We start from the raw sequence: 19732 nt of genomic DNA on the forward strand, positions 1-19732 counted from the left end.
GCTTCGCCCGCTCCGCCCCTCCCGAGTCGCAACCGCCATGCCTAGCAGCACCGACACAACTGCCGCAGCGACTCAGCCGGTCGAGGGCGCGCTCGTCGGAAAGCGGGTCCAGAAGTACGAGATCGTACGGACGATCGGGCGTGGCGGGATGGGCGTGGTCTACGAGGCGGTCAACACCGCCATCGGCAAGCGCGTCGCGATGAAGTTCGTCGACGCCGAGCTCGCGCGGAACAAGGACGCCGTCGCCCGGTTCCACCGCGAGGCGCAGGCGGCGAGCGCCGTCGAGAGCGCGCACATCGTCGAGATCTTCGACGCCGGCTTCGCCGACGACGTCCCGTTCCTGGTGATGGAGCTGCTCCGCGGCGAGGACCTGGGCCACCGCATCCGGCGCTGCGGCAGGCTGGAGCTCGGCGAGGCGCTCCACGTCACCGCGCAGATCCTCCGCGGCCTCCACCGCGCGCACGAGGCGGGCATCGTCCACCGCGATCTAAAGCCGGACAACATCTTCCTGGTCGACCGCGACGACGACCCGAACTTCGCGAAGATCCTCGACTTCGGCATCTCGAAGGTGCGCCGCACCGACGGCGCCCCGGCGCACACGTTGACCCGGCAGGGCACGGTGCTCGGCACGCCGTTCTACATGTCGCCCGAGCAGGCGCAGGCGATGCCCGACGTGGACGGCAGGACCGATCTCTGGGCGGTCGGCGCCATCCTCTACGAGTGCCTCGCCGGGCAGCCGCCGCACAGCGGCAGCTCGTACGAGCAGGTGATCGTCAACATCTGCATGAAGGACGCCCAGGACGTGCGGATGAGCAACCCGGCCGTCCCCGAGCCGATCGCGCGCGTCATCGCCAAGGCGCTCACGCGGGACAGGGACGCGAGGTTCTCGTCCGCGCGGGATTTCCTGGACGCGCTGATCGCCGGGGCCGGCGGGCTCCTCGGCGCGCGGCGCAGCTCGAGCGACGAGCTCGGGGCGCACACGACGAGCGCGCCTGGGGTGCCGGGGCAGACGCCGGTGAAGCTCACGCCGGGCGACCCGAACATCGCGATGGATCCGACGCTCGAGGTGCCCGGCACCGGCTCGAAGGTGGGCTGGTCGAGCAACGGGCGCGCGGGCGCGCGCGGGCCGCGGCGGCTCGCGCTGGCCGGGGCGGCGCTCGTCGCGCTGGCCGGCGGGCTCGCCGGCGCGGCCTTCCACGCGCGCCGCTCGCCGGCGGCGAGCACCGAGGCCGCCGCGCCTGCGCCGCCCGTCCAGGTCTCCGTCGAGCTCCGGACGAACGCCGAAGGCGCGCGGTTCACGGTCGACGGCGTGGCGCTGGCCGACCGCACGCTGCGCGGCCGCACGGGAGAGACGAAGCGGGTGCGGATCGAGGCCTCCGGATACACGACCGTGGACAAGGAAGTGACGCTCCAGGCTGGCAGGGCCCCCATCGAGGTCCTGCTCCACCCGCTGCCGGCGGCATTCGAGCCGGCGCCCGCCGCGACCGCGGAGCCGGCGCCCACCACGGAGCCGACGCCCACCGCGGAAACGGCGCCCGCCGCGCCGCCCCCGGCGCCCAAGGCCGCGCTGCCCCCGGCGCCCAAGGCCGCGCCGAGCGGGAAGAAGGCGGCGACGCTCCCCTTCGCGGCGCGCCCCAGGGCGACGGGCGCCGGCGCAAAGGCCGCCGCGCCGGGTCCGGTCGCCCCGGACGTCGCGGCGTCGAAGCCGGCGGGGGTCGCGGCTGGCCTGCAGCTCAAGGTCGACTGAGGCGGGCTTGGGCAGATCGCACGGACGACTCCAGGTCGCGCTCTGCGCGGCGCTCCTCGGCCTGGCCGCGCAGCTCTCGCCGGCGCTCGCGCAGGTCGAGCCGTACCGGCAGCACATGGAGAACGGCATCAAGCTGTTCCAGGACCGGAACTACCCGGCGGCGATCGTCGAGTTCGAGGCGGCCTACAAGGAGAAGCCGAAGGCCAGCCCGCTCTTCAACATCGCGCTCGCCGAGAAGGCCCTCTTCAACTACCCGCGGGCCATCGCGGCGCTCGAGCGCGCGCTCGCGCAGCACCGCGACACGATGGATGAGGGCGACGAGCGGACGGCGCGCAGCGCCATCGAGGAGATGCGCGCGCTGCTCGCCCGCCTCACGATCGAGCTCAGCCCGCCGGACGCCACGCTGCTCATCGACGGGGAGGAGCAGCCGCCCGCGTCGTCGGGGGCGCGGGTCGTGGAGCTCGGGCCGGGGGTGCACCGCATCGGCGCGCGGGCCGATGGCCACGTGAGCGCAGAGCAGAGCGTCACCGTGGTGAGCGGCGAGCGCGACAAGAAGGTGAAGCTGACGCTGGCCCCGGAGAAGCCCCCCGTGGCCGCGGCGCCGCAGCCGTACACGCCCCCGCCGCCCCCGCCGCCCCCGCCGCGGCCGGTGCCCCTCTCGCTCGCGCCGCAGGGATACTACGTCATCGGCGCGGCGTCGCTGCTCTGGCCGCTCGGCCACCCGCGCGCGTTCCAGCGGCCGGAGGCGAACAGCGGCGGCGCCGGCTCGATCCGGGTGGGTTATCGCGTGAACACCCCCGCGGCGTTCGACGTGATGTTCCAGTACGCGAACATCGCCACCGGATCGGACCACCCCAGTTACCCGAACGCCAGCTACACGCTCGGGTCGACGCGCGTCGGGCTCAACGTCCGCCTGATGACCCCAGGGCAGACCTGGCGGTTCGTGGGCTCGATCGGCGGCGGCCTCACCTACGACGACGTGAGCTTCGACAGCATCAAGACGCCCGGCGGGGACCTGTGCGACGGCCGGTGCAAGCACGCCTGGGGGGTGAACGCGTTCGTGTTCTCCGAGGTCGGCGTCGAGCTGGACCTCAGCGGTGTGCTCCTCGGGTTCTCGCTGGACAGCTATTTCCAGTCGTCGCGCGGCATCAGCTACAAGGACGGCGACGACGACATTCCCCTCTACTCATCCGTGCTGCTGCAGCTGGGAGGCAGCCTGCACGCCGGCTACGCGTTCTGGTGAGCGGGCTGGGCCAGGGCGCCCGCCCGTTCCGTCCTTGTTCTGCTGCTCGGCGGATGTATCCTCGCACGCCCTCGCGGTGAGTCGGAGATGGTTCGCCGTCCTCTCCAGCGGGGGAACAGCGATCGGGGACCGGCCCCCGCCGTCCCCTCCAACGCAGGGGTGACCATGTCGCAGGATGCCATCACGTCGTTGCTGAAGGAGACGCGCCGGTTCGAGCCGCCGGCCGAGTTCTCGCGTCGTGCGCGCGTCGGCGCGCAGGAGGCCTACGAGGCGCTCTACCGCGAGAGCATCGAGCAGCCGGACGCGTTCTGGCGCCGGGAGACGGGCGATCTCGTGTTCCGCACGCCGTGGACCACGACCAGCGACTGGTCCCTGCCGCACGCCAAGTGGTTCGTCGGCGCGACCCTCAACGTGACCGAGAGCTGCCTCGACCGGCACCTGACGACCGCCACAAAGAACAAGGCCGCGATCATCTGGGAGGGCGAGCACGGCGCCACGCGCACGCTGACCTACGCCCAGCTCCACCGCGAGACGCTGCTGCTCGCGAACGCGCTCAAGAAGCTGGGCATCGAGAAGGGGGATCGGGTCGCGATCTACATGGGCATGGTCCCCGAGGTCGCCGTCGCGATGCTCGCCTGCGCGCGGCTCGGCGCGGTGCACACGGTGGTCTTCGGCGGCTTCGCCGCGGACGCGCTCCGCGACCGCATCCACGACAGCCAGGCCAAGCTCGTCATCACCCAGGACGGCGCGTACCGGCGCGGGCAGGTCGTGCCGCTGAAGGCGACCGTCGACAAGGCGCTCGCGCAGCCGGAGGCGAAGAGCGCGACGCGCGTCATCGTGTACCAGCACCTCGGCAGCGAGCGCTGTGAGGTGCAGATGACCGAGGGCCGCGACGTCTTCTGGCACGACCTGCTCGCCCAGGCCGCGCCCTCCTGCGAGCCCACCATCGTCGACGCCGAGCACCCGCTGTTCATCCTCTACACGAGCGGCTCGACCGGCAAGCCCAAGGGGGTGCTCCACACGACCGCCGGCTACCTGGTGGGCGTGCACGTCACGACGAAGTACGTCTTCGATCTGCGCGACGACGACGTCTACTGGTGCACCGCCGACGTCGGCTGGGTGACGGGCCACAGCTACATCGTGTACGGCCCGCTCTCGAGCGGCGCGACGTGCCTCATGTACGAGGGCGCGCCGAACTTCCCCGACTGGGGCCGCTTCTGGCGGCTCATCGAGAAGCACGGCGTCACCATCCTCTACACCGCCCCCACGGCCATCCGCGCCTTCATGCGGCAGGGCGACGAGTGGCCCGCGAAGAGCGACCTGTCGAGCCTCCGGCTCCTCGGCTCGGTCGGCGAGCCGATCAACCCCGAGGCGTGGATCTGGTACCACCGGACCATCGGCGGCGGCCGCTGCCCCGTCGTGGACACCTGGTGGCAGACCGAGACGGGGGCGATCATGATGACCACGCTGCCCGGCGCGTCGCCCTCGAAGCCGGGGTCGACCGGGCTGCCGATGTTCGGCGTCGTGCCCGAGGTCGTCACGAAGGACGGCAAGCCGGTCCCCGCGGGCGAGGGCGGGCTGCTCGTCCTGAAGAAGCCGTGGCCGTCGATGCTGCGCACCGTGTGGGGCGACGACGAGCGCTTCCGCAAGCAGTACTTCAGCGACGTCGAGGGCTGCTACTTCACCGGCGACGGCGCTCGCCGCGACGAGGACGGCTATTACTGGGTGGTCGGCCGCATCGACGACGTGCTGAACGTGGCCGGCCACCGCATCGGGACGGCCGAGATCGAGAGCGCGCTCGTCTCTCACCCCGCCGTCGCCGAGGCGGCCGCGGTCGGCCGACCGGACGAGCTCAAGGGGCAGGCGCTCGTTGTGTTCGTCTCGCTCCGGCCGGGGTTCGCGGCCGGGCCGGAGCTCCAGGCGAAGCTCGCCGAGCACGTCGCCAAGGAGATCGGCAAGTTCGCGCGCCCCGACGCCATCCGCTTCGCGGACGCGCTGCCGAAGACCCGCAGCGGCAAGATCATGCGCCGGCTGCTGAAGGACGTCGCCGCCGGCCGCGAGATGACCGGCGACACGTCGACGCTCGAGGACCTGAGCGTCGTGGCGAAGCTCCGGAAGCAGGAAGACGAGTGAGCGCCGCGGCGGCGCGGGGGCGCGACCGTGCCCCCGCGACCGGCGCGAGATGCCGCGCGTGAGGGGGGAAGCGCCGGCGCATCACCCGAGGGGCGGAGGCCCCACGGAAGAGCTCGATTCTGCGGCTCTTTCGCCGTCCTCGGCCGGGGCGAGGCGACGACGGCCCTCGGCCGGCGGCCCATCGCCCATGGTCGACTTACCCCGTTCGCGCCGGAGAATTTGATCGCCTGCATCGGCGCGGGGGATAATCTGTGGCGAGGCGCTTTTGGAGCTCGAACCTGGAACCGTCGTTGCGAACCGGTACCGCATCATCCGCCAGCTCGGCCGTGGCGGGATGGGTGAGGTGTTCGCCGCGGAGAACATCCGCACCGGCCGCCAGGTGGCGATCAAGCTCCTTCGCGCCGACTCGAAGGCGAAGTCGTCCGCCGTCGAGCGGTTCCGGCGCGAGGCGCGCGCCGCGGGCTCCATCAACAGCGATCACGTCACCGAGATCCTCGACGTCGAGGAGGACCCCGAGCTCGGCATCGTGCTCGTCTTCGAGCTGCTCGAAGGCGAGTCGCTGATCGATCGGCTGAAGCGGACGGGGCCGATCGCGTTCGACGAGCTGCACTCGATCATCGAGCAGGTCTGGATGGGCCTCGCCGACGCGCACCGCGCCGGGATCATCCACCGCGATCTGAAGCCGTCGAACGTGTACCTCGAGGCGCGCCCCGACGGGTCCACGCGGGTCAAGATCCTCGACTTCGGCATCTCCAAGCTGCCGAAGGAGATGGGCGGAGAGACCCTCACCGAGATGGGGCAGAGCCTCGGCACGTTCTCGTTCATGCCGCCCGAGCAGATCGGCAAGGCGAAGACGGTCGACCACCGCGCGGACATCTACGCCTGCGCCACGATGATCTACCAGTCGATGAGCGGTCAGCTGCCTTACCAGGCGCGCAACCTGCTCATCATGGTCGAGATGAAGCAGAAGACCGACGCGCGGAAGCTCGCGGACGCGATGGACGGGCCGATCGATCCGCGGCTCGAGGCGTTCCTCGCGAAGGGGCTGGCGCGGGAGCCTGCAGACCGCTTCCAGAGCGCGCTCGAGGGGCTCACCGCGTGGCGCGAGCTGCGGCCCGCGAAGAGCTCGAGCCAGCCGGCGCTCAGCCCGCGCAGCTCCAGAGTGCCCGGCAGCGGCGCGCTGGGCAACGCGCCCGGCACGCCCCTGCCGCCGCACCCGAGCTACAAGCCCCCGTCCTCGGGCGCGCTCAAGCTCCCGGTGCCGCCGCCCGATCCCATCCTGATCCGCACGGCCACCGATCCAGGGGCGCATCCGCCGGTCGAGGCCGCAGCGCGCCAGCCCAGCGACCCTGCGCTCGCGGCCCACCACTTCCTCGGCAACCCGGCGCCCGCGCTGGGCGAGGGGCAGCGTCCCTCTCACGCGGCGGGCGGGCTGCCGGCGGTCCAGCCCATGCACCAGCCCATGCCATGGACCGGCCCGAACGGCACCATGGTGCTGAACAACGCGGCCATGGAGCTCGCGCCCCCGATCGTGTCGCCCCCCGTGTCGCCGCGGACGCTCCCGGATTTCTCCGAGGACAGCTCGCCCGGGTCGACCGGCCAGGGTCCGACGCTCGTCTACAAACCCACGCGGCCGACCCTGGGCTCGGTCAGCTCGGGGCTGCCTGTCCCCGGCGAGCCGGAGCCGCTCGAGCAGCCGCGCCCGGCGCGGACGTTCCGGACCCTCTTCTACGTGCTGGCGGCGCTCGTGTTCGCCGTCGTGGGCTTCCTCGCCATGGGGCTCATCCTCGAGCACCTGCCCAAGTAGCCGCAGCGCCGGGCCTGCGCGCCGCCCGGCCCCCGCGGCCGCCGTCGCCGCGCGCGGCAGGCGCGGCTCAGAGCGCCGCGTGCGCCTCCGCGGCGCGGCCCTGGGCCGGCGCGCCGCCGGCGGGCAGGACGATCCGGAACCGCGTGCCCCCTGCCTCGCGCGGCTCGCACGAGATCGCGCCGCCGTGCGCCTCGACGATGTCCCGCGTCACCGCGAGCCCGAGCCCCGTCCCGCGCTGCTTGGTCGTGAAGAAGGGGTCGAAGATCGACGCCCGCAGCTCCTCCGGCACGCCGGGGCCCGTGTCGTCGACCGCGATGGTCGCGGCCCCGCCCGAGAAGCCGACGCTCACCACGATCTCGCCGCCCTTGGGCATCGCCTCGCGCGCGTTGCGGAGCAGGTTCAGCAGCGCCTGCCGGAGCTGCGACTCGTCGAGGAGGATCTCGGGCCCCTCCTCCACCTCGACGCGGACCGCGACGCCGGCGCGGTCGAGCTCGGGCCGCACGAACGCCACGAGCTCCTGCACCAGGTCGTCCACCCGCTCCGGCACGAGCTGCGGGCGAGGGCGGCGGGCGACGCTGAGGTACTGCTCCGCGATGCGCGACAGGCGATCCACCTCGGCCCGGATGGCGGCGACGAGCTGCGCCGACTCCTTCATCACGGGCCTGAGCTCCGCGTCGGGCATGTCCGCGGCGGAGGCGCGCGCCACCTCCTCCTCGAGCAGCTCGAGGTTCAGCCCGATCGACGACAGCGGGTTCCTGATCTCGTGCGTGACGTGCGCCGCCATCTTGCCGATCGCCGCGAGCCGCTCGGCGTTCACGAGCTCGGCGCGCGCGCGGCGGATGGCGGCGACCATGCCCTCGAACGTCGTCGCGAGCTCGCCGATCTCGTCGTTCGTCGCGAGCACTTGCTTCGGGGTGAGGTCGCCGCGCGCGACCGCGTTCGCCCGCTCGGTGACCGCGGTGAGCGGGGCGAGCACGCGCCGCGCGTACAGCGACATCACCGCGCCGACGAGCAGCGTCAGCACGCCCAGCCCGAGCAGCAGGTGCATCGAGCGCTCCTCCCGCCGCCTCGCCTCGACGGTGAGGCTCTCCATCTGCTCCTCGACGCGGCTCTTGATGGCCCGGAGCCGCTGCGCGCCCTCGACCTCGCGCTTGACCAGCTCGTCGCGCGTGCGCTCGGCGAGCTCGCGGTTGCCGACGGCGAGCGCCTGGAACAGCTGGGAGAACCGCTCCGGGCTGGCGCCCACGAGCCGCTCGATGGCGGTCACCTCGGCCGCGATCTCGTCGCTGAACCGGCGCACGCCCGACGAGGCGGCCGCCTGCCCGACGCCGGCGCCTCCGCCGCCCACCACCTCGTCGGCGCCGGCGAGCGCCCTGGCGGCGTCCCTGACGATCGAGAAGGCGAGCGGCCGGGTCCGCCGGGCGGTCTCGAGCCACTCGCGCACGTCGCCGGGGTTCTTCGCCGCCGTGATGTGGTTGAGCTGGGCGTTGAAGACGTTCTGCTCGGCCAGGACCTCGCCGATGCGGAGCAGCAGCGGGACGTACCCGGCGCGCAGCAGCTGGGCGTCGCGCGACGCCGCCCGCAGCGCCTGGACGCTCCAGCCGACGGTCAGCGCGAACGCGGCGAGCACCACGAGGTAGCTCGCGAGGAGCCTCCCCGCGACCGTGCGCCGCTTGCGCGGCGCCGGCCCCTCCTGGCCCGCGGCGCCGCCGCGCGCCTCGTCCACGGCAGGCGCCGGCGCGGTCATCGCGGCGCGACGGCCCGCGCGACCAGGCTCGCGAGGTCCTCCGCCGGCTCGCCCCGGGTCCTGAACCGCCGGAGGCTCTGCGCGCAGTGGGTCACGAGCAGCCCGCCGCCGAGCGCGCGGTGCTCCGCGATCCTGCCGTCGGCGATGGCGGCGGACGAGGCGGGGCGCGTGGCGGGCACGAGGCCGCCGCCGCCGCTGCAGTCGGCGTGCTCGCGGCGATGGATGAACTCCTCCGGCGGCCGCCCCGTGATGCGGGCGAGGATCTCCCGGGGCGCGTCGTAGCGGTCGAGGCCGCGCCCGAGCTGGCAGGGGTCGTGGTAGCGCACCCGCCGCTCCGACGTCGACCGCTGCAGCCGGTCGAGCGACGCCCGCGCGAGATCGACGAACAGCTCCGGGCTCTTCACGCTCACGCCCACGCGCGCGTACTCGACGCGGACGGCGCGCGCGCACCCGGGGTCCACCGCGACGAAGCGCTCCCCCGCCGCGACCTCGGCGGCGAGCCGCCGCGCGGCGGCCTCGAAGCCCGGCCGATCGCCGGCGTAGAGGAGCGGCAGCCCGCAGCACGCGCGCACCGGGCGGACCGGAGCGCCGGTCAGCGCCTCGGTCGCCTCGAGCGCGTCGCGGGCGACGTCCGGCGCGTGGCGCTCGTAGCCGCAGCCGACCAGCACGTGGACCGCGGCCGGATCCGGCTGGATCCGCCCGTCGCGCTCGCCGGCGCGGCCGTCCTCGCGGGCCCGGAAGCGCGCCGCGACGCGCCTCGCCCCCTCCGGCTCGAGGCCGCGCGCGAAGAGCTCGGCGCGCGCGTCGGTCAGCACCGTGGCCACCTCGTTCTTGTGATCGCAGCGCTCGCGGCACGCGTAGCAGGCCGAGCACGCCCAGGCGGGGTCCGCGTGGGGCGCGTCGAGCGGCACGTCGCCGCGCGCGGCGAAGTACGCCATCGACATCTTGCCCCAGGGCGTGACCGTCTCGTTCGCCTCGACGTTCGACACGGGGCAGGCGGCGCGGGAGAGCTTGGGGCAGTAGACGCACTTCTCGAGCGACGTCCGGTGCGGCTCGAGGAGCTTCAGGCGGAGCTGGGACACCGCTTGAGTCTCTCCATCGGGCGTGCTTCGCGCAAGCGGCGGCGGCGCGTCACGCGTCCGAGCCGTTGCTCGACGAGCGCCTGCCGCGCTCGTTCACCGGGGTCGATGAGCCTGTCGGCCTGCGGCGAGGGAGGCCCTCGTGGACCACCGGCGCGGCCTCCACCCCCGCCTTGAGCGCCGGGCCGCCGTCGGCCTGCGGCAGCTTGGGCTGCCCCTCCGCCGGCGCCGGAGGCCGCGACGCGCTCTCCTGGGGCAGGCGGATCGTGAACTTCGCGCCCTTGTTGGACGACTCGACCGCGATCGTCCCGGCGTGCTCGTCGACGATCTTCTTCACGATCGCGAGCCCGAGCCCGGTGCCGCCGCGCTTGCCCGACGTGACGAACGACTGGAAGAGCCGGCCCTGGACCTCCTTCGGGATCCCCTTGCCGGTGTCGGCGACGCTGATCGCGAGATCCCCCCCGTCGCGGTAGGCGCGGATGGTCACCGTCCCCCCGCGTGGCCGCATCGCCTCGACCGCGTTGCGGACGAGGTTGTGCAGGAGGCGCGTCATCTTCGCCTCGTCGAACCGCGCCGTCCCGCGGTCCTCGAGCTCCAGGCAGAGCGCCACGCCGGTCCCGGCGAGCTCGTGCTCCAGCTGCTTCTCGATGTCGCCGAAGAACTTGGTCAGGTAGACCTTGCGCACGAGGATGCTCCGCTCGCCGCGCGCGAACTCCAGCACCTCGCGCTGCATCGCGCTGATCACGTCGAACTGCTTCAGGATCAGCCGCGCGTGCTCCTCCCTCGTCGCCGCGTCGGGGGCGCTGGCCATGAGCTGGACGTAGCCGCTGATCACCGTGAGCGGCGTGCGCACGTCGTGCATCACCCCCGAGAGCAGGCGCCCGATCGTGCTGAGCCGCTCGCTCTGCTCCCGCTCGAGGCGCGAGCGGAACAGCCGCAGCGCGGTCGACGCGTTCGCCGACACGAGCCGCAAGAGCGCCCGATCGTCCTTCGAGAAGCCGTGGGGCTTCCTGGAGTTGTAGAGCGCCATGGCGCCGATCGGCACCGCGTCCTCGCCCTCGAGCGGCACGGCGATCGCCGACTTCAGCTCCCCGCCGAGCATCTGGGCGAGCCGGTGCGAGACCGTCATGTCCATGTCGTCGAGCTCGTCGCCCCCGCCATCGCTCGAGAAGAACACGGCCTCGTTGTGCACCATGGCGCGCCCGACCAACCCCTCGCCGCGGCGCATCGCGATGCGCTTCGCCGCCGGCCTCGGGGCGGCGGCGACCACGACGCCCTCCGGCTCGTCGCCGGGCGCGGGCGCGCGGGGCGGCGGGCCGCCGTCCTCGAGCGCGTCGAGCTCGAAGAAGTAGAGGACCAGCCCGCCCTCGATCTCGTCGACGAGCATGCCGCCCGCGCGCGCCTCGCACGCCCTGCCGGCCGACGTGATGACCGCGCGCGCGAGGTCCTCCATGTTGGTCGCGCGGCCCATCGCGCTCTCGAGCTCGAAGAGCAGCTTGAGGTCGCTCACGCGGTGCTCGAGCTGCTCCTTCGTCTCGACGAGCTGCGTGTTCTTCTGGATCACCGAGAGGAACAGCCGCGAGTTGTCGATCGAGACCGCCGCCTGCGTCGCCAGGGCGCTCAGGAGCTCCTCGTCGTGGACCGAGAACTCCCCGCCCTCGTGCTTGTTCAGCACCTGGATGACCCCGATGGTCCGGCCGACGTGGTTCTTCATCGGCGCGGCGAGGATCGAGCGGGTGCGGTACCCGGTCACCTCGTCCCAGTCGCGCTGGAACCGGCGATCGCGGTAGGCGTCCTTCACGCGGACGGTGCGCCCGATCTTGGCGACGTGGCCGGCGATCCCGGCGCCGACGGGCAGCTCGATCGCGCGCGCCTCCTCGCCGATGACGATGCGCGAGTACAACCGCTGGCGCTGCTCGTCGAGCAGGTACAGGGTCGCCCTGTCCGCGTCGAGCAGCTCGGTGATCTTGTTCAGGATGAGCGCGAGGAGCTGGTCGAGATCCAGGGTGCTGCCGAGCGCGAGCCCGACGTCCCGGAGCGCCTGCACGGTCTTGTCAGCTTGGGCAAGGCGCGCCTCGAGCTCCTGTATCCGAGCCTGAAGCGCTTTCGTGCGTTGTTCCGCCTTCGCGGTCACCAGCAGACGCTAACACGACTTCGCCCGGAGGAGCGCGCGCGCGGTCCCCTGCGCGACGCGTTCGCCCAGAAGAGAGCGCTCCCTACGTCCGCCGGGAGCGCCCCTAGGACGCGCCGCTACTGGTTCATGCTCTCGAGGAATTCCTGATTGGTTTCGGTGCGGCTCACCTTGTCCAGGAGGAATTCCATCGAGTCGATGACGTTCAGGGGATGCAGGAGCTGGCGGAGCAGCCACACGCGCTGGAGGATCCACTCCGGCAGGAGCAGCTCTTCCTTGCGGGTGGCGCTCTTGTTGATGTCGAGGCAGGGGAAGATCCGCTTCTCCATCAGCTTGCGATCGAGGTGGATCTCGCTGTTGCCGGTCCCCTTGAACTCCTCGAAGATGACCTCGTCCATGCGCGAGCCCGTGTCGACGAGCGCGGTGGCGACGATGGTCAGCGACCCGCCCTCCTCGACGTTGCGCGCGGCGCCGAAGAACCGCTTCGGCTTGTGCAGCGCGTTCGAGTCGACGCCGCCGGAGAGGATCTTGCCGCTCGGCGGGACGACCGTGTTGTAGGCGCGCGCCAGGCGGGTGATCGAGTCGAGGAGGATCACGACGTCGTGCTTGTGCTCGACGAGGCGCTTCGCCTTCTCGATCACCATCTCGGCCACCTGCACGTGCCGCGTCGGCGGCTCGTCGAAGGTCGAGCTGATCACCTCGCCCTTCACGGTGCGCTGCATGTCGGTCACCTCTTCCGGGCGCTCGTCGATGAGCAGCACGATCAGCGTGGTGTCCGGGTGGTTCGAGGAGATCGCGTTGGCGATCTGCTGGAGCAGGACCGTCTTGCCGGCGCGGGGCGGCGAGACGATGAGGCAGCGCTGCCCTTTGCCGATCGGGCAGAGCATGTCGATGATGCGGGTCGAGAAGCTCTTCGTCCCGTTCTCGATGTTGAACTTCTGCTGCGGGTAGAGCGGCGTCAGGTTGTCGAACAGGATCTTGTCGCGGGCGACCTCGGGGGGCTCGCCGTTGATCTTGTCGACCTTGAGCAGCGCGAAGTACGCCTCGCGCTCCTTGGGCGGCCGGATCGAGCCGCTCACGCTGTCGCCGGTGCGGAGGTTGAAGCGCCGGATCTGGGACGGCGAGACGTAGATGTCGTCCGGGCCCGGCAGGTAGTTGTAGTCCGGCGCCCGGAGGAAGCCGAAGCCGTCGGGCAGGCATTCGAGCACGCCCTCGCCGTAGACCGGCTGGTCCTGCGCCGCGTGGGCCTGCAGGAGCGCGAAGATGACCTCCTGCTTGCGCAGCCCGGCAGCGCCCTCGATGTTGAGCCCCTTCGCCATCTGGACGAGCTCGGCCATCGGTTTCTGCTTCAGTTCCCTGAGGTGCATGAGTCGGAAAGCTCCAGGATGCGACAGCGCGCGCCCTGTCAAGGGCGTGGAGGCCGTCGGTCGATGGTTTTTGGTTGGGGGGGTCTAGCGGGTCGAGCCCGAGGCGGGGCCGAGCATGTCGTCGATGTCGGCGGGTCGCCAGGGGGAAGAGGGCTCGCCACGCAACCGGCGCCCTCACGTTCATGTCGCTCGATCGGCGGGCTGCGCTTGCCGATCGGGCGGCGACTCTATCAAGCGCGTCTGCTCTGTCAATGCGCGCCGGGAGGCACGGCCGCGGGGTCGACCGCGCCGCGCTCGCGCGGAACGGCGGGGGCGAACTGCCCGTGCCGCCCCGGCGCTCCCCGAAGTTGCCTCCCCCGGAACGCGCGGCTAAGTCAAGCTGGTTCCATGGGGCTCAAACAGGTTCAGCTGTTCGTCCGCGGTCGCGTCCAGGGCGTCTTCTTTCGTGCCTCCACGCAGCGCGAGGCCAAGCGGCTCGGCCTCACCGGCTGGGTGAAAAACCGCTCCGATGGCAGCGTCGAGGTGCTCGCCGAGGGGGAGGAGGACGAGCTCAAGGAGCTCATCGCCTGGGCGAACCGCGGCCCGAGCGCGGCGCGCGTCGAGCGCGTCGACGTCCGGTGGCGCGGCTTCTCGGGCGACTTCTTCGACTTTCGCATCACGGATTGAGGCGCTTGACACGCGGCGCGTCGGATCCGAGGAGCGCGGGCGCGCGGCGGTCGCCGCGGCGCAGCCCGCCGTGCGCGTGGCTCGTCCTGCTCAGCCTGGTCGCGGCTGCGCCGCTCGCGCCGCCCCTGGCGCACGCCGCCGTGGATCGCGACGCCGGCGCCGCCGCGCCGGCCTCGTCGGCGCTCCCGGAGCTCCCGCGCCTCGCCCCGATCGCCCGCCCTGAGCCCGACATCACCGCGATCCGCGAGCTCGATCGCGTGCTCGACCAGATCACGTCGCAGGACGCCCGCGCGCGGGAGAACGCCCGCGCGGCCGTCGACGAGCCCATCCCCGGCATCGTCGACGCGGTGCGGCTCCGCGTGCAGGACATCCGCGGCTCGATCGATCGCGACGCGGCGCCCCGCGTGCTCGCCGAGGCTCGCAGGGAGGGGCGCAAGGCGCTGAAGGGCGACAAGGGCGGCGACGACGCGCCCGACGGCAAGAAGAAGGGCGCGGAGGCGAAGGACGACAAGGGCGCGAAGAAGGGCGCCAAGGACGACAAGAAGGGCGCCAAGGACGACAAGAAGGGCGCCAAGGACGACAAGAAGGGCGCCAAGGACGACAAGGGCGCGAAGAAGGGCGCCGGCGACGAGAAGGACGCCAAGAAGGACGACAAGGGCGCGAAGAAGAGCACCGGCGACGAGAAGGACGACGCCGAGGGCGACTGGCTGGACTTCATGCTCGCCACGCCGCGGCCGCGCGACAGCGCGTGGCGCGACGTCGTGAAGCTGCTCGCGATGGTGCGGATGCTCGCCGCCGACGGCACGACGCCGGCGATCCGCGAGCTCATCGCGCTGCACGCCTACTTCGGCGAGCTGCTCCGCATCGATCTTCAGCGGCAGGTCGCCAAGCTGCGCGACAAGGCGGTCCCCGCGCTGATCGAGGCGCGCCAGCACGACGCCAAGATCGTCCAGCGGTGGGCCAACAAGCAGCTCGATCTGCTCGGCCGGGCGATCCCCGGCGAGGCGATCGCGTCGAACGACACGCAGATCCTCGCCGACGTGCTCCGCGCCTACGGCCGCGTCCGGGACGTGGACGCCATGCGCGTGATCCTGAGCTTCTGCAACAGCGATCGCGCGCGGCTGCGCGACGCCGCCCGCGAGGCGATCGCCGCGATCGGCGAGCCCGGCGTCTGGCAGCTCCGCGACGCGTACCTGAACCTCACCGGCGAGAAGCCGCCGCGCGAGTGGTCGTGGGACCGGATCGCGCGCGAGCTCTTCGCGACGTACGATCGCGCGCGGCTCGCCGAGGTGTACAAGCTGATGGACGAGGGCGTCGCCGCCGCGAGCGCGAACAAGCTCGCCGAGGCGACGGACGCGTTCGACAGGGTGCTCGCCCGCGCGCCGCTCTTCGAGCGCCGCAAGGAGATGGTGGGGCCCTACGTCGAGCGCGCGAGGTCGATGCCGGCCGATCGGCGCGAGGACGCGCTCGCGATGCTGCGCAAGGCGCTGCGGCTCGACCCGACCGGCGAGCACGCGCGGAAGGTCGAGGCGGAGATCGCCTACCTCGAGGGCGTGCTCCTCATCGATCGCGGCACGCCGGACAAGTTCGTGCTCGAGCGGGCGATCGAGCTGGATCCGGACCACGCCGGGGCGAGGGCGGCGCTCGCGTCCCTCGGGGACAAGGTCGCCGAGCGGAAGAGTCAGAAGAACCGCTACATCGCCGCCGGCGCCGTGGGCTTCGCCGCCCTGCTCGCGATGTTCTTCATCGCCCGCCGCCGGAGCGATCCGGCGCCGTCCGCGAAGCAGCCCAGCGCCGCTCCGCCGCCGGCGCCGGCGTCTCTCGGTCCGGAGCCGCAGGCCAGCGCCGCGCCGCAGCCGCCCGCGCCTCCCGCGCCCGCGCCGTCCTCGAGGCAGGACAGCGCTCCTCCTCGGCAGGCCACGGCGTCGTCCGATCCGGCGCTCGCTCCGGGACAGGACAGCGCTCCTCCTCGGCAGGCCACGGCGTCGTCCGATCCGGCGCTCGCTCCGGGACAGGACAGCGCTCCTCCTCGGCAGGCCGCGGCGTCGTCCGACCCGGCGCTGTCAGTCTCCGCGTCGGGGGCAAGCCCTGCCCTTCCGGTCCAGCAGATCGAGCCGGCGGAACCGCGAGACGACGGCGCACCTGACGCCGGAACGCTCGACCGCTGACCCACGGCCACGCCCGATTGCGCACCAACAGCAGAATTTTACAATTCAGGTGCGCGCGTCCACGCCCCACCTGATCATCCGCGGTGAGCTCGCGACACAACGGCCGCCGCGCGCGCCGGGCGCACAACGCAAAAACGCCGGGCGAGCCCATGGCTCTCCCGGCGTTCTCGCTGCAGCTGCGCCGGCGCCGCCGGGCGCCGGCCTGCTTCCGGCTCAGCCGGCGGTCGTCGCCGGGGCGGCCGGCTCCGCCGCGGCGACCGGCTCGGCCGCCTGCGCGGGCGCGTCCGCCACCGGCGGCGCGTCGATGAACTCGATGAGGCTCATCGGCGCGCTGTCACCGCGGCGCGGCCCGAGCTTGATGATCCGGGTGTAGCCACCCGGCCGCCCCTCGAACCGCTTCGAGAGATCGATCATCACCTTCGCGATGATGTCGACCTTCTTGCCATCGGTCGCGACCCCCCAGCGAGGGATGTAGCTGCCCACGAGCCGCTCGGCGTGCAGCCGGCGCGCCCTGTCGCCAGGGCTGAGCTCCGCGTGCGCGGTGTACGCGACCTTGCCGAGCCGAGTCGCCTTGGTGATGAGCCGCTCGGCCACGCGCCGCAGCTCCTTCGCCTTGGCGTCGGTCGTCTCGATCCGCTCGTGGGTGATCAGGTTCGCCGTCAGGTTGCGAAGCATCGCCCTGCGGCTGGAGGTGTCCCGACCAAACTGCCTGCCCGCTTTCTTGTGACGCATGACGTTCCCTCAGTACCGACTCACGCCTGCGCCTGCTGCGCCTTCCAGCGCTCGAGGAGCTGCGGCCAGTTGTCGATCTTCATCCCGAGCGAGAGCCCCATGTTCGCGAGGATCTCTTTGATTTCCTTCAGCGACTTGCGACCGAAGTTCTTGGTCTTGAGCATGTCCTGCTCGGTCCGCTGCACCAGCTCGCCGATGAGCGTGATGTTCGCGTTCTGCAAGCAGTTCGCGGAGCGGACGCTCAGCTCGAGCTCCTCGACGGAGCGGAACAGGTTCTCGTTGAGCGGCTCGTCGTCGCTCATCACCGCCTGGTAGCTCGTCTCCTCGCTCTCCTCGAAGTTGACCCAGATGGAGAGCTGCTCCTTCAGGATCTTCGCGGCGAAGGCGACCGCATCCGCCGGCGAGACCGAGCCGTTCGTCCAGACCTCGAGCGTGAGCTTGTCGTAGTCGGTCACCTGCCCGACGCGGGCGTTCTGCACGGTGTAGTTCACCTTGCGGATGGGCGAGAACAGCGCGTCGATCGGGATCGTCCCGATGGGCATGGTCGGCGTCTTGTTCCGCTCGGCGGGCACGTAGCCGCGGCCCACGTTCACCGTGAGCTCCATCGAGAGCGGCCCCTTCTTGTCGAGCACGGCGATGAGGTGGTCGGGGTTGAGCACCGACAGCCCGTCCACCAGCTGGATGTCGCGCGCGTACACGGGCCCGGGCCCCTCGCGGTCGATCCGCACCGAGTACGTCTTCGGGGTCGCCGCCTTGAAGACGACCTCCTTGACGTTGAGGATGATGTCGCTGACGTCCTCGACCACGTCCGGCACGGTGGTGAACTCGTGCAGCGCGCCCTCGATGCGGATGGCCGTCGCCGCCGCCCCCTGGAGGGAGGAGAGCAGCACCCGCCGCAGCGAGTTGCCGATCGTGATCCCGAAGCCGCGCTCCAGGGGCTCACACGTGAACTTGGCGTAGAACTGGGTCCCGCTCTCCGCGTCGATCGAGATGCCCTTGGGCCGGATCAGATCGCGCCAGTTCCGGGCGATCATCGTGAGGTTCGGGTTGTTCATCGTCATGGCGATCTCCTTCCTTCATGAGGTTTGCGCGGAGGTCTCACGCCGCGGCCGCACTCGACCGGTCGGCGCCGCCTCCTGCCCGCATCCTTGGCTCCATGCGCCTGCGCGCCCGCGCGCAGGACGACGACGCGGAGGGGAGCCGGCAGCGAACGAGCGCACCCCGCAAGGTGCGCTCGTGGCGCTGCCCTCCTCCGCGCCGCCCTCGCGCTCAGCGCGAGTAGTACTCGACGACGAGCTGCTCGCGGATCTCGGGCTCGTTCAGATCCTCGCGGATCGGAGCGCCCTTGATCGCGCCGGTGAACGCCCCGCGATCCACGTCGATCCAGCTCGCGACCGGGCGCTTGTCCGCGCCCCCGACCGACGCGAGGACGCTCTTGAACTTGCGCGCCCCCTCGGTGAGCTCGATCCGATCGCCGGCCCGCACCACGTAGCTCGGGATGTCCAGCCGCTTGCCGTTCACGTGAACGTGCCCGTGCCGCACGAGCTGGCGCGCCTCGGCGCGCGACGAGCCGAAGCCCATCCGGTGCACCACGTTGTCGAGGCGCCGCTCCAGGAGCGCGAGCATCTCCTCGCCCGTCCGGCCCTTGCGCCGGTTGGCCTCCTGGAAGTACCCGCTGAACTGCCGCTCGAGCACGCCGTAGATGCGCCGCACCTTTTGCTTCTCGCGCAGGCGCACCGCGTACTCGCTCAGCTTGATGCGCCCCTGGCCGTGCTGGCCGGGCGGATACGGGCGCCGCGTGTACGCGCACTTCTCGGAGTAGCACCGCTCTCCCTTGAGGTAGAGCTTCATCCCCTCGCGGCGGCAGAGCTTGCAGACCGGACCAATGTAGCGAGCCATCGTGAATTACCTCAAACCCTGCGCCGCTTCGGCGGCCGGCAACCGTTGTGGGGGATCGGCGTGACGTCGCGGATGAGCGTCACCTTGAAGCCTGCGGTCTGGAGCGCGCGAAGCGCGCTCTCGCGGCCGGCCCCCGGGCCCTTCACGAACACGGCGACCGAACGCATCCCGTGCTCCTGCGCCCGCCGCGCGGCCTCTTCCGCCGCGAGCTGCGCGGCGAACGGCGTCGACTTTCGCGATCCCTTGAAGCCGCGAGCGCCAGCGGACGACCACGCAATCGCGTTGCCGTTGATGTCCGTGATCGTCACGACCGTGTTGTTGAAGGTCGACTGAATGTGCGCGATGCCCGCGGCGACATTCTTCTTGACCTTCTTCTTCTGCTTGGCCTTGGTGGTGGTGGCAGCCGTCTTCGCTTGCGCCATGGCGTCCTAATCCCCGCTCGTCACTTCGTAGCGGCCGGACGCCGCTGCAACATGCCCTTGCGCGGCCCCTTCCGGGTGCGCGCGTTCGTGTGCGTCCTCTGCCCGTTCGCCGGGAGGCCACGCCGGTGGCGGAGCCCGCGGTAGCAGCCGAGGTCCATGAGCCGCTTGATGTTGAGCTGCACCTCGCGCCGCAGGTCGCCCTCGACCTTGTACTCGGCGTCGAGCAGGTCGCGGATCGCCTTCACCTCGGCGTCGCTGAGCTCCTCGACGCGCCTGTTCGGCGCGATGTTGGTCTTCTCGCAGATCTGCAACGCGAGAGTCCGCCCGATGCCGTAGAGGTACGGCAGGGCGTAGGCGACATGCTTCCGACGCGGGAGATCGACACCAGCGATACGAGCCATGGTTACTCCAAACCGAAACGAGGGCGGGCTTCCGCCGAAAGAGCTAGTTCCCCTGGCGCTGCTTGTGGCGGGGGTTCTCGCAGATGATCCGGACGACACCACGCCGCCGCACCACCTTGCACTTGTCGCAAATCTTCTTGACGCTCGGGCGCACCTTCACGGGGAGCCTCCAGATTCCTCAAAAAACTAC

At 71.6% G+C, this 19732-nt stretch carries 16 protein-coding genes; 6 read left to right on the forward strand and 10 right to left on the reverse strand.

Annotated elements, in window-relative coordinates; translation table 11 throughout:
* The first annotated feature begins 37 nt into the window (after positions 1–37).
* The 4 genes from WMF20_RS44055 (at position 38) to WMF20_RS44070 (ending at position 6930) form a co-directional block, all read left to right on the forward strand.
* Positions 38–1747: a serine/threonine-protein kinase gene (locus WMF20_RS44055; RefSeq protein WP_437607784.1), complete on the forward strand. Its 1710-nt coding sequence runs from the start codon at positions 38–40 to the stop codon at positions 1745–1747.
* Between the two features lie 7 nt (positions 1748–1754).
* Positions 1755–2990, forward strand: a complete 1236-nt coding sequence (locus WMF20_RS44060; protein WP_437607785.1) for a tetratricopeptide repeat protein — start codon at positions 1755–1757, stop codon at positions 2988–2990.
* Positions 2991–3155: 165 nt separating this feature from the next.
* Complete coding sequence (gene acs / locus WMF20_RS44065) at positions 3156–5123, forward strand: acetate--CoA ligase (RefSeq protein WP_437607787.1); 1968 nt, start codon at positions 3156–3158, stop codon at positions 5121–5123.
* A 265-nt stretch (positions 5124–5388) separates the two neighbouring features.
* Positions 5389–6930 carry a serine/threonine protein kinase gene (locus WMF20_RS44070; protein ID WP_437607788.1) on the forward strand — a complete coding sequence of 514 codons (1542 nt, stop codon included), beginning with the start codon at positions 5389–5391 and terminating at the stop codon, positions 6928–6930.
* A 67-nt stretch (positions 6931–6997) separates the two neighbouring features.
* On the opposite strand, the gene WMF20_RS44075 is transcribed toward WMF20_RS44070, so the two are convergent.
* The 4 genes from WMF20_RS44075 to rho all read right to left on the reverse strand — a co-directional run bounded on the left by WMF20_RS44075 (position 6998) and on the right by rho (position 13254).
* The gene (locus WMF20_RS44075) at positions 6998–8677 is read right to left on the reverse strand and encodes an ATP-binding protein (protein ID WP_437607790.1); all 1680 of its coding nucleotides are present in this window, start codon (positions 8675–8677) and stop codon (positions 6998–7000) included.
* Entirely contained in the window at positions 8674–9759 is a 1086-nt protein-coding gene (locus WMF20_RS44080) for a (Fe-S)-binding protein (protein ID WP_129579863.1), read from the reverse strand. Before WMF20_RS44080 ends, WMF20_RS44075 begins: the two co-directional genes overlap by 4 nt.
* Positions 9760–9808: 49 nt before the next feature.
* A complete protein-coding gene (locus WMF20_RS44085; RefSeq protein WP_437607791.1) occupies positions 9809–11803 on the reverse strand; it encodes a GAF domain-containing protein in 1995 nt (664 codons plus the stop codon).
* Between the two features lie 203 nt (positions 11804–12006).
* Positions 12007–13254: a transcription termination factor Rho gene (gene rho / locus WMF20_RS44090; protein WP_044986941.1), complete on the reverse strand. Its 1248-nt coding sequence runs from the start codon at positions 13252–13254 to the stop codon at positions 12007–12009.
* 387 nt (positions 13255–13641) lie between these two features.
* On the opposite strand from rho, the gene yccX reads away from it, so the two are divergent.
* Together yccX and WMF20_RS44100 are read left to right on the forward strand one after the other, a co-directional pair.
* Complete coding sequence (yccX, locus tag WMF20_RS44095) at positions 13642–13920, forward strand: acylphosphatase (protein ID WP_012240542.1); 279 nt, start codon at positions 13642–13644, stop codon at positions 13918–13920.
* Positions 13921–13925: 5 nt separating this feature from the next.
* The gene (locus tag WMF20_RS44100; RefSeq protein WP_437607792.1) at positions 13926–16088 is read left to right on the forward strand and encodes a hypothetical protein; all 2163 of its coding nucleotides are present in this window, start codon (positions 13926–13928) and stop codon (positions 16086–16088) included.
* A gap of 213 nt (positions 16089–16301) precedes the next feature.
* On the opposite strand, the gene rplQ is transcribed toward WMF20_RS44100, so the two are convergent.
* From rplQ to rpmJ, 6 genes are all read right to left on the reverse strand, one after another.
* The gene (rplQ, locus tag WMF20_RS44105; protein WP_129579866.1) at positions 16302–16820 is read right to left on the reverse strand and encodes a 50S ribosomal protein L17; all 519 of its coding nucleotides are present in this window, start codon (positions 16818–16820) and stop codon (positions 16302–16304) included.
* A gap of 20 nt (positions 16821–16840) precedes the next feature.
* The gene (locus WMF20_RS44110; RefSeq protein WP_020740962.1) at positions 16841–17881 is read right to left on the reverse strand and encodes a DNA-directed RNA polymerase subunit alpha; all 1041 of its coding nucleotides are present in this window, start codon (positions 17879–17881) and stop codon (positions 16841–16843) included.
* Positions 17882–18089: 208 nt separating this feature from the next.
* Positions 18090–18719: a 30S ribosomal protein S4 gene (rpsD, locus tag WMF20_RS44115; protein WP_129579867.1), complete on the reverse strand. Its 630-nt coding sequence runs from the start codon at positions 18717–18719 to the stop codon at positions 18090–18092.
* An 11-nt stretch (positions 18720–18730) separates the two neighbouring features.
* Positions 18731–19141 carry a 30S ribosomal protein S11 gene (gene rpsK, locus WMF20_RS44120; RefSeq protein ID WP_020740964.1) on the reverse strand — a complete coding sequence of 137 codons (411 nt, stop codon included), beginning with the start codon at positions 19139–19141 and terminating at the stop codon, positions 18731–18733.
* A 20-nt stretch (positions 19142–19161) separates the two neighbouring features.
* A complete protein-coding gene (rpsM, locus tag WMF20_RS44125; RefSeq protein ID WP_129579868.1) occupies positions 19162–19542 on the reverse strand; it encodes a 30S ribosomal protein S13 in 381 nt (126 codons plus the stop codon).
* 43 nt (positions 19543–19585) lie between these two features.
* Positions 19586–19702: a 50S ribosomal protein L36 gene (gene rpmJ, locus WMF20_RS44130; RefSeq protein ID WP_012240549.1), complete on the reverse strand. Its 117-nt coding sequence runs from the start codon at positions 19700–19702 to the stop codon at positions 19586–19588.
* Between the last annotated feature and the right edge of the window lie 30 nt (positions 19703–19732).

The organism is Sorangium sp. So ce834 (genome assembly GCF_051521425.1).
In the GTDB taxonomy this organism is placed as follows: domain Bacteria; phylum Myxococcota_A; class Polyangia; order Polyangiales; family Polyangiaceae; genus Sorangium; species Sorangium cellulosum_D.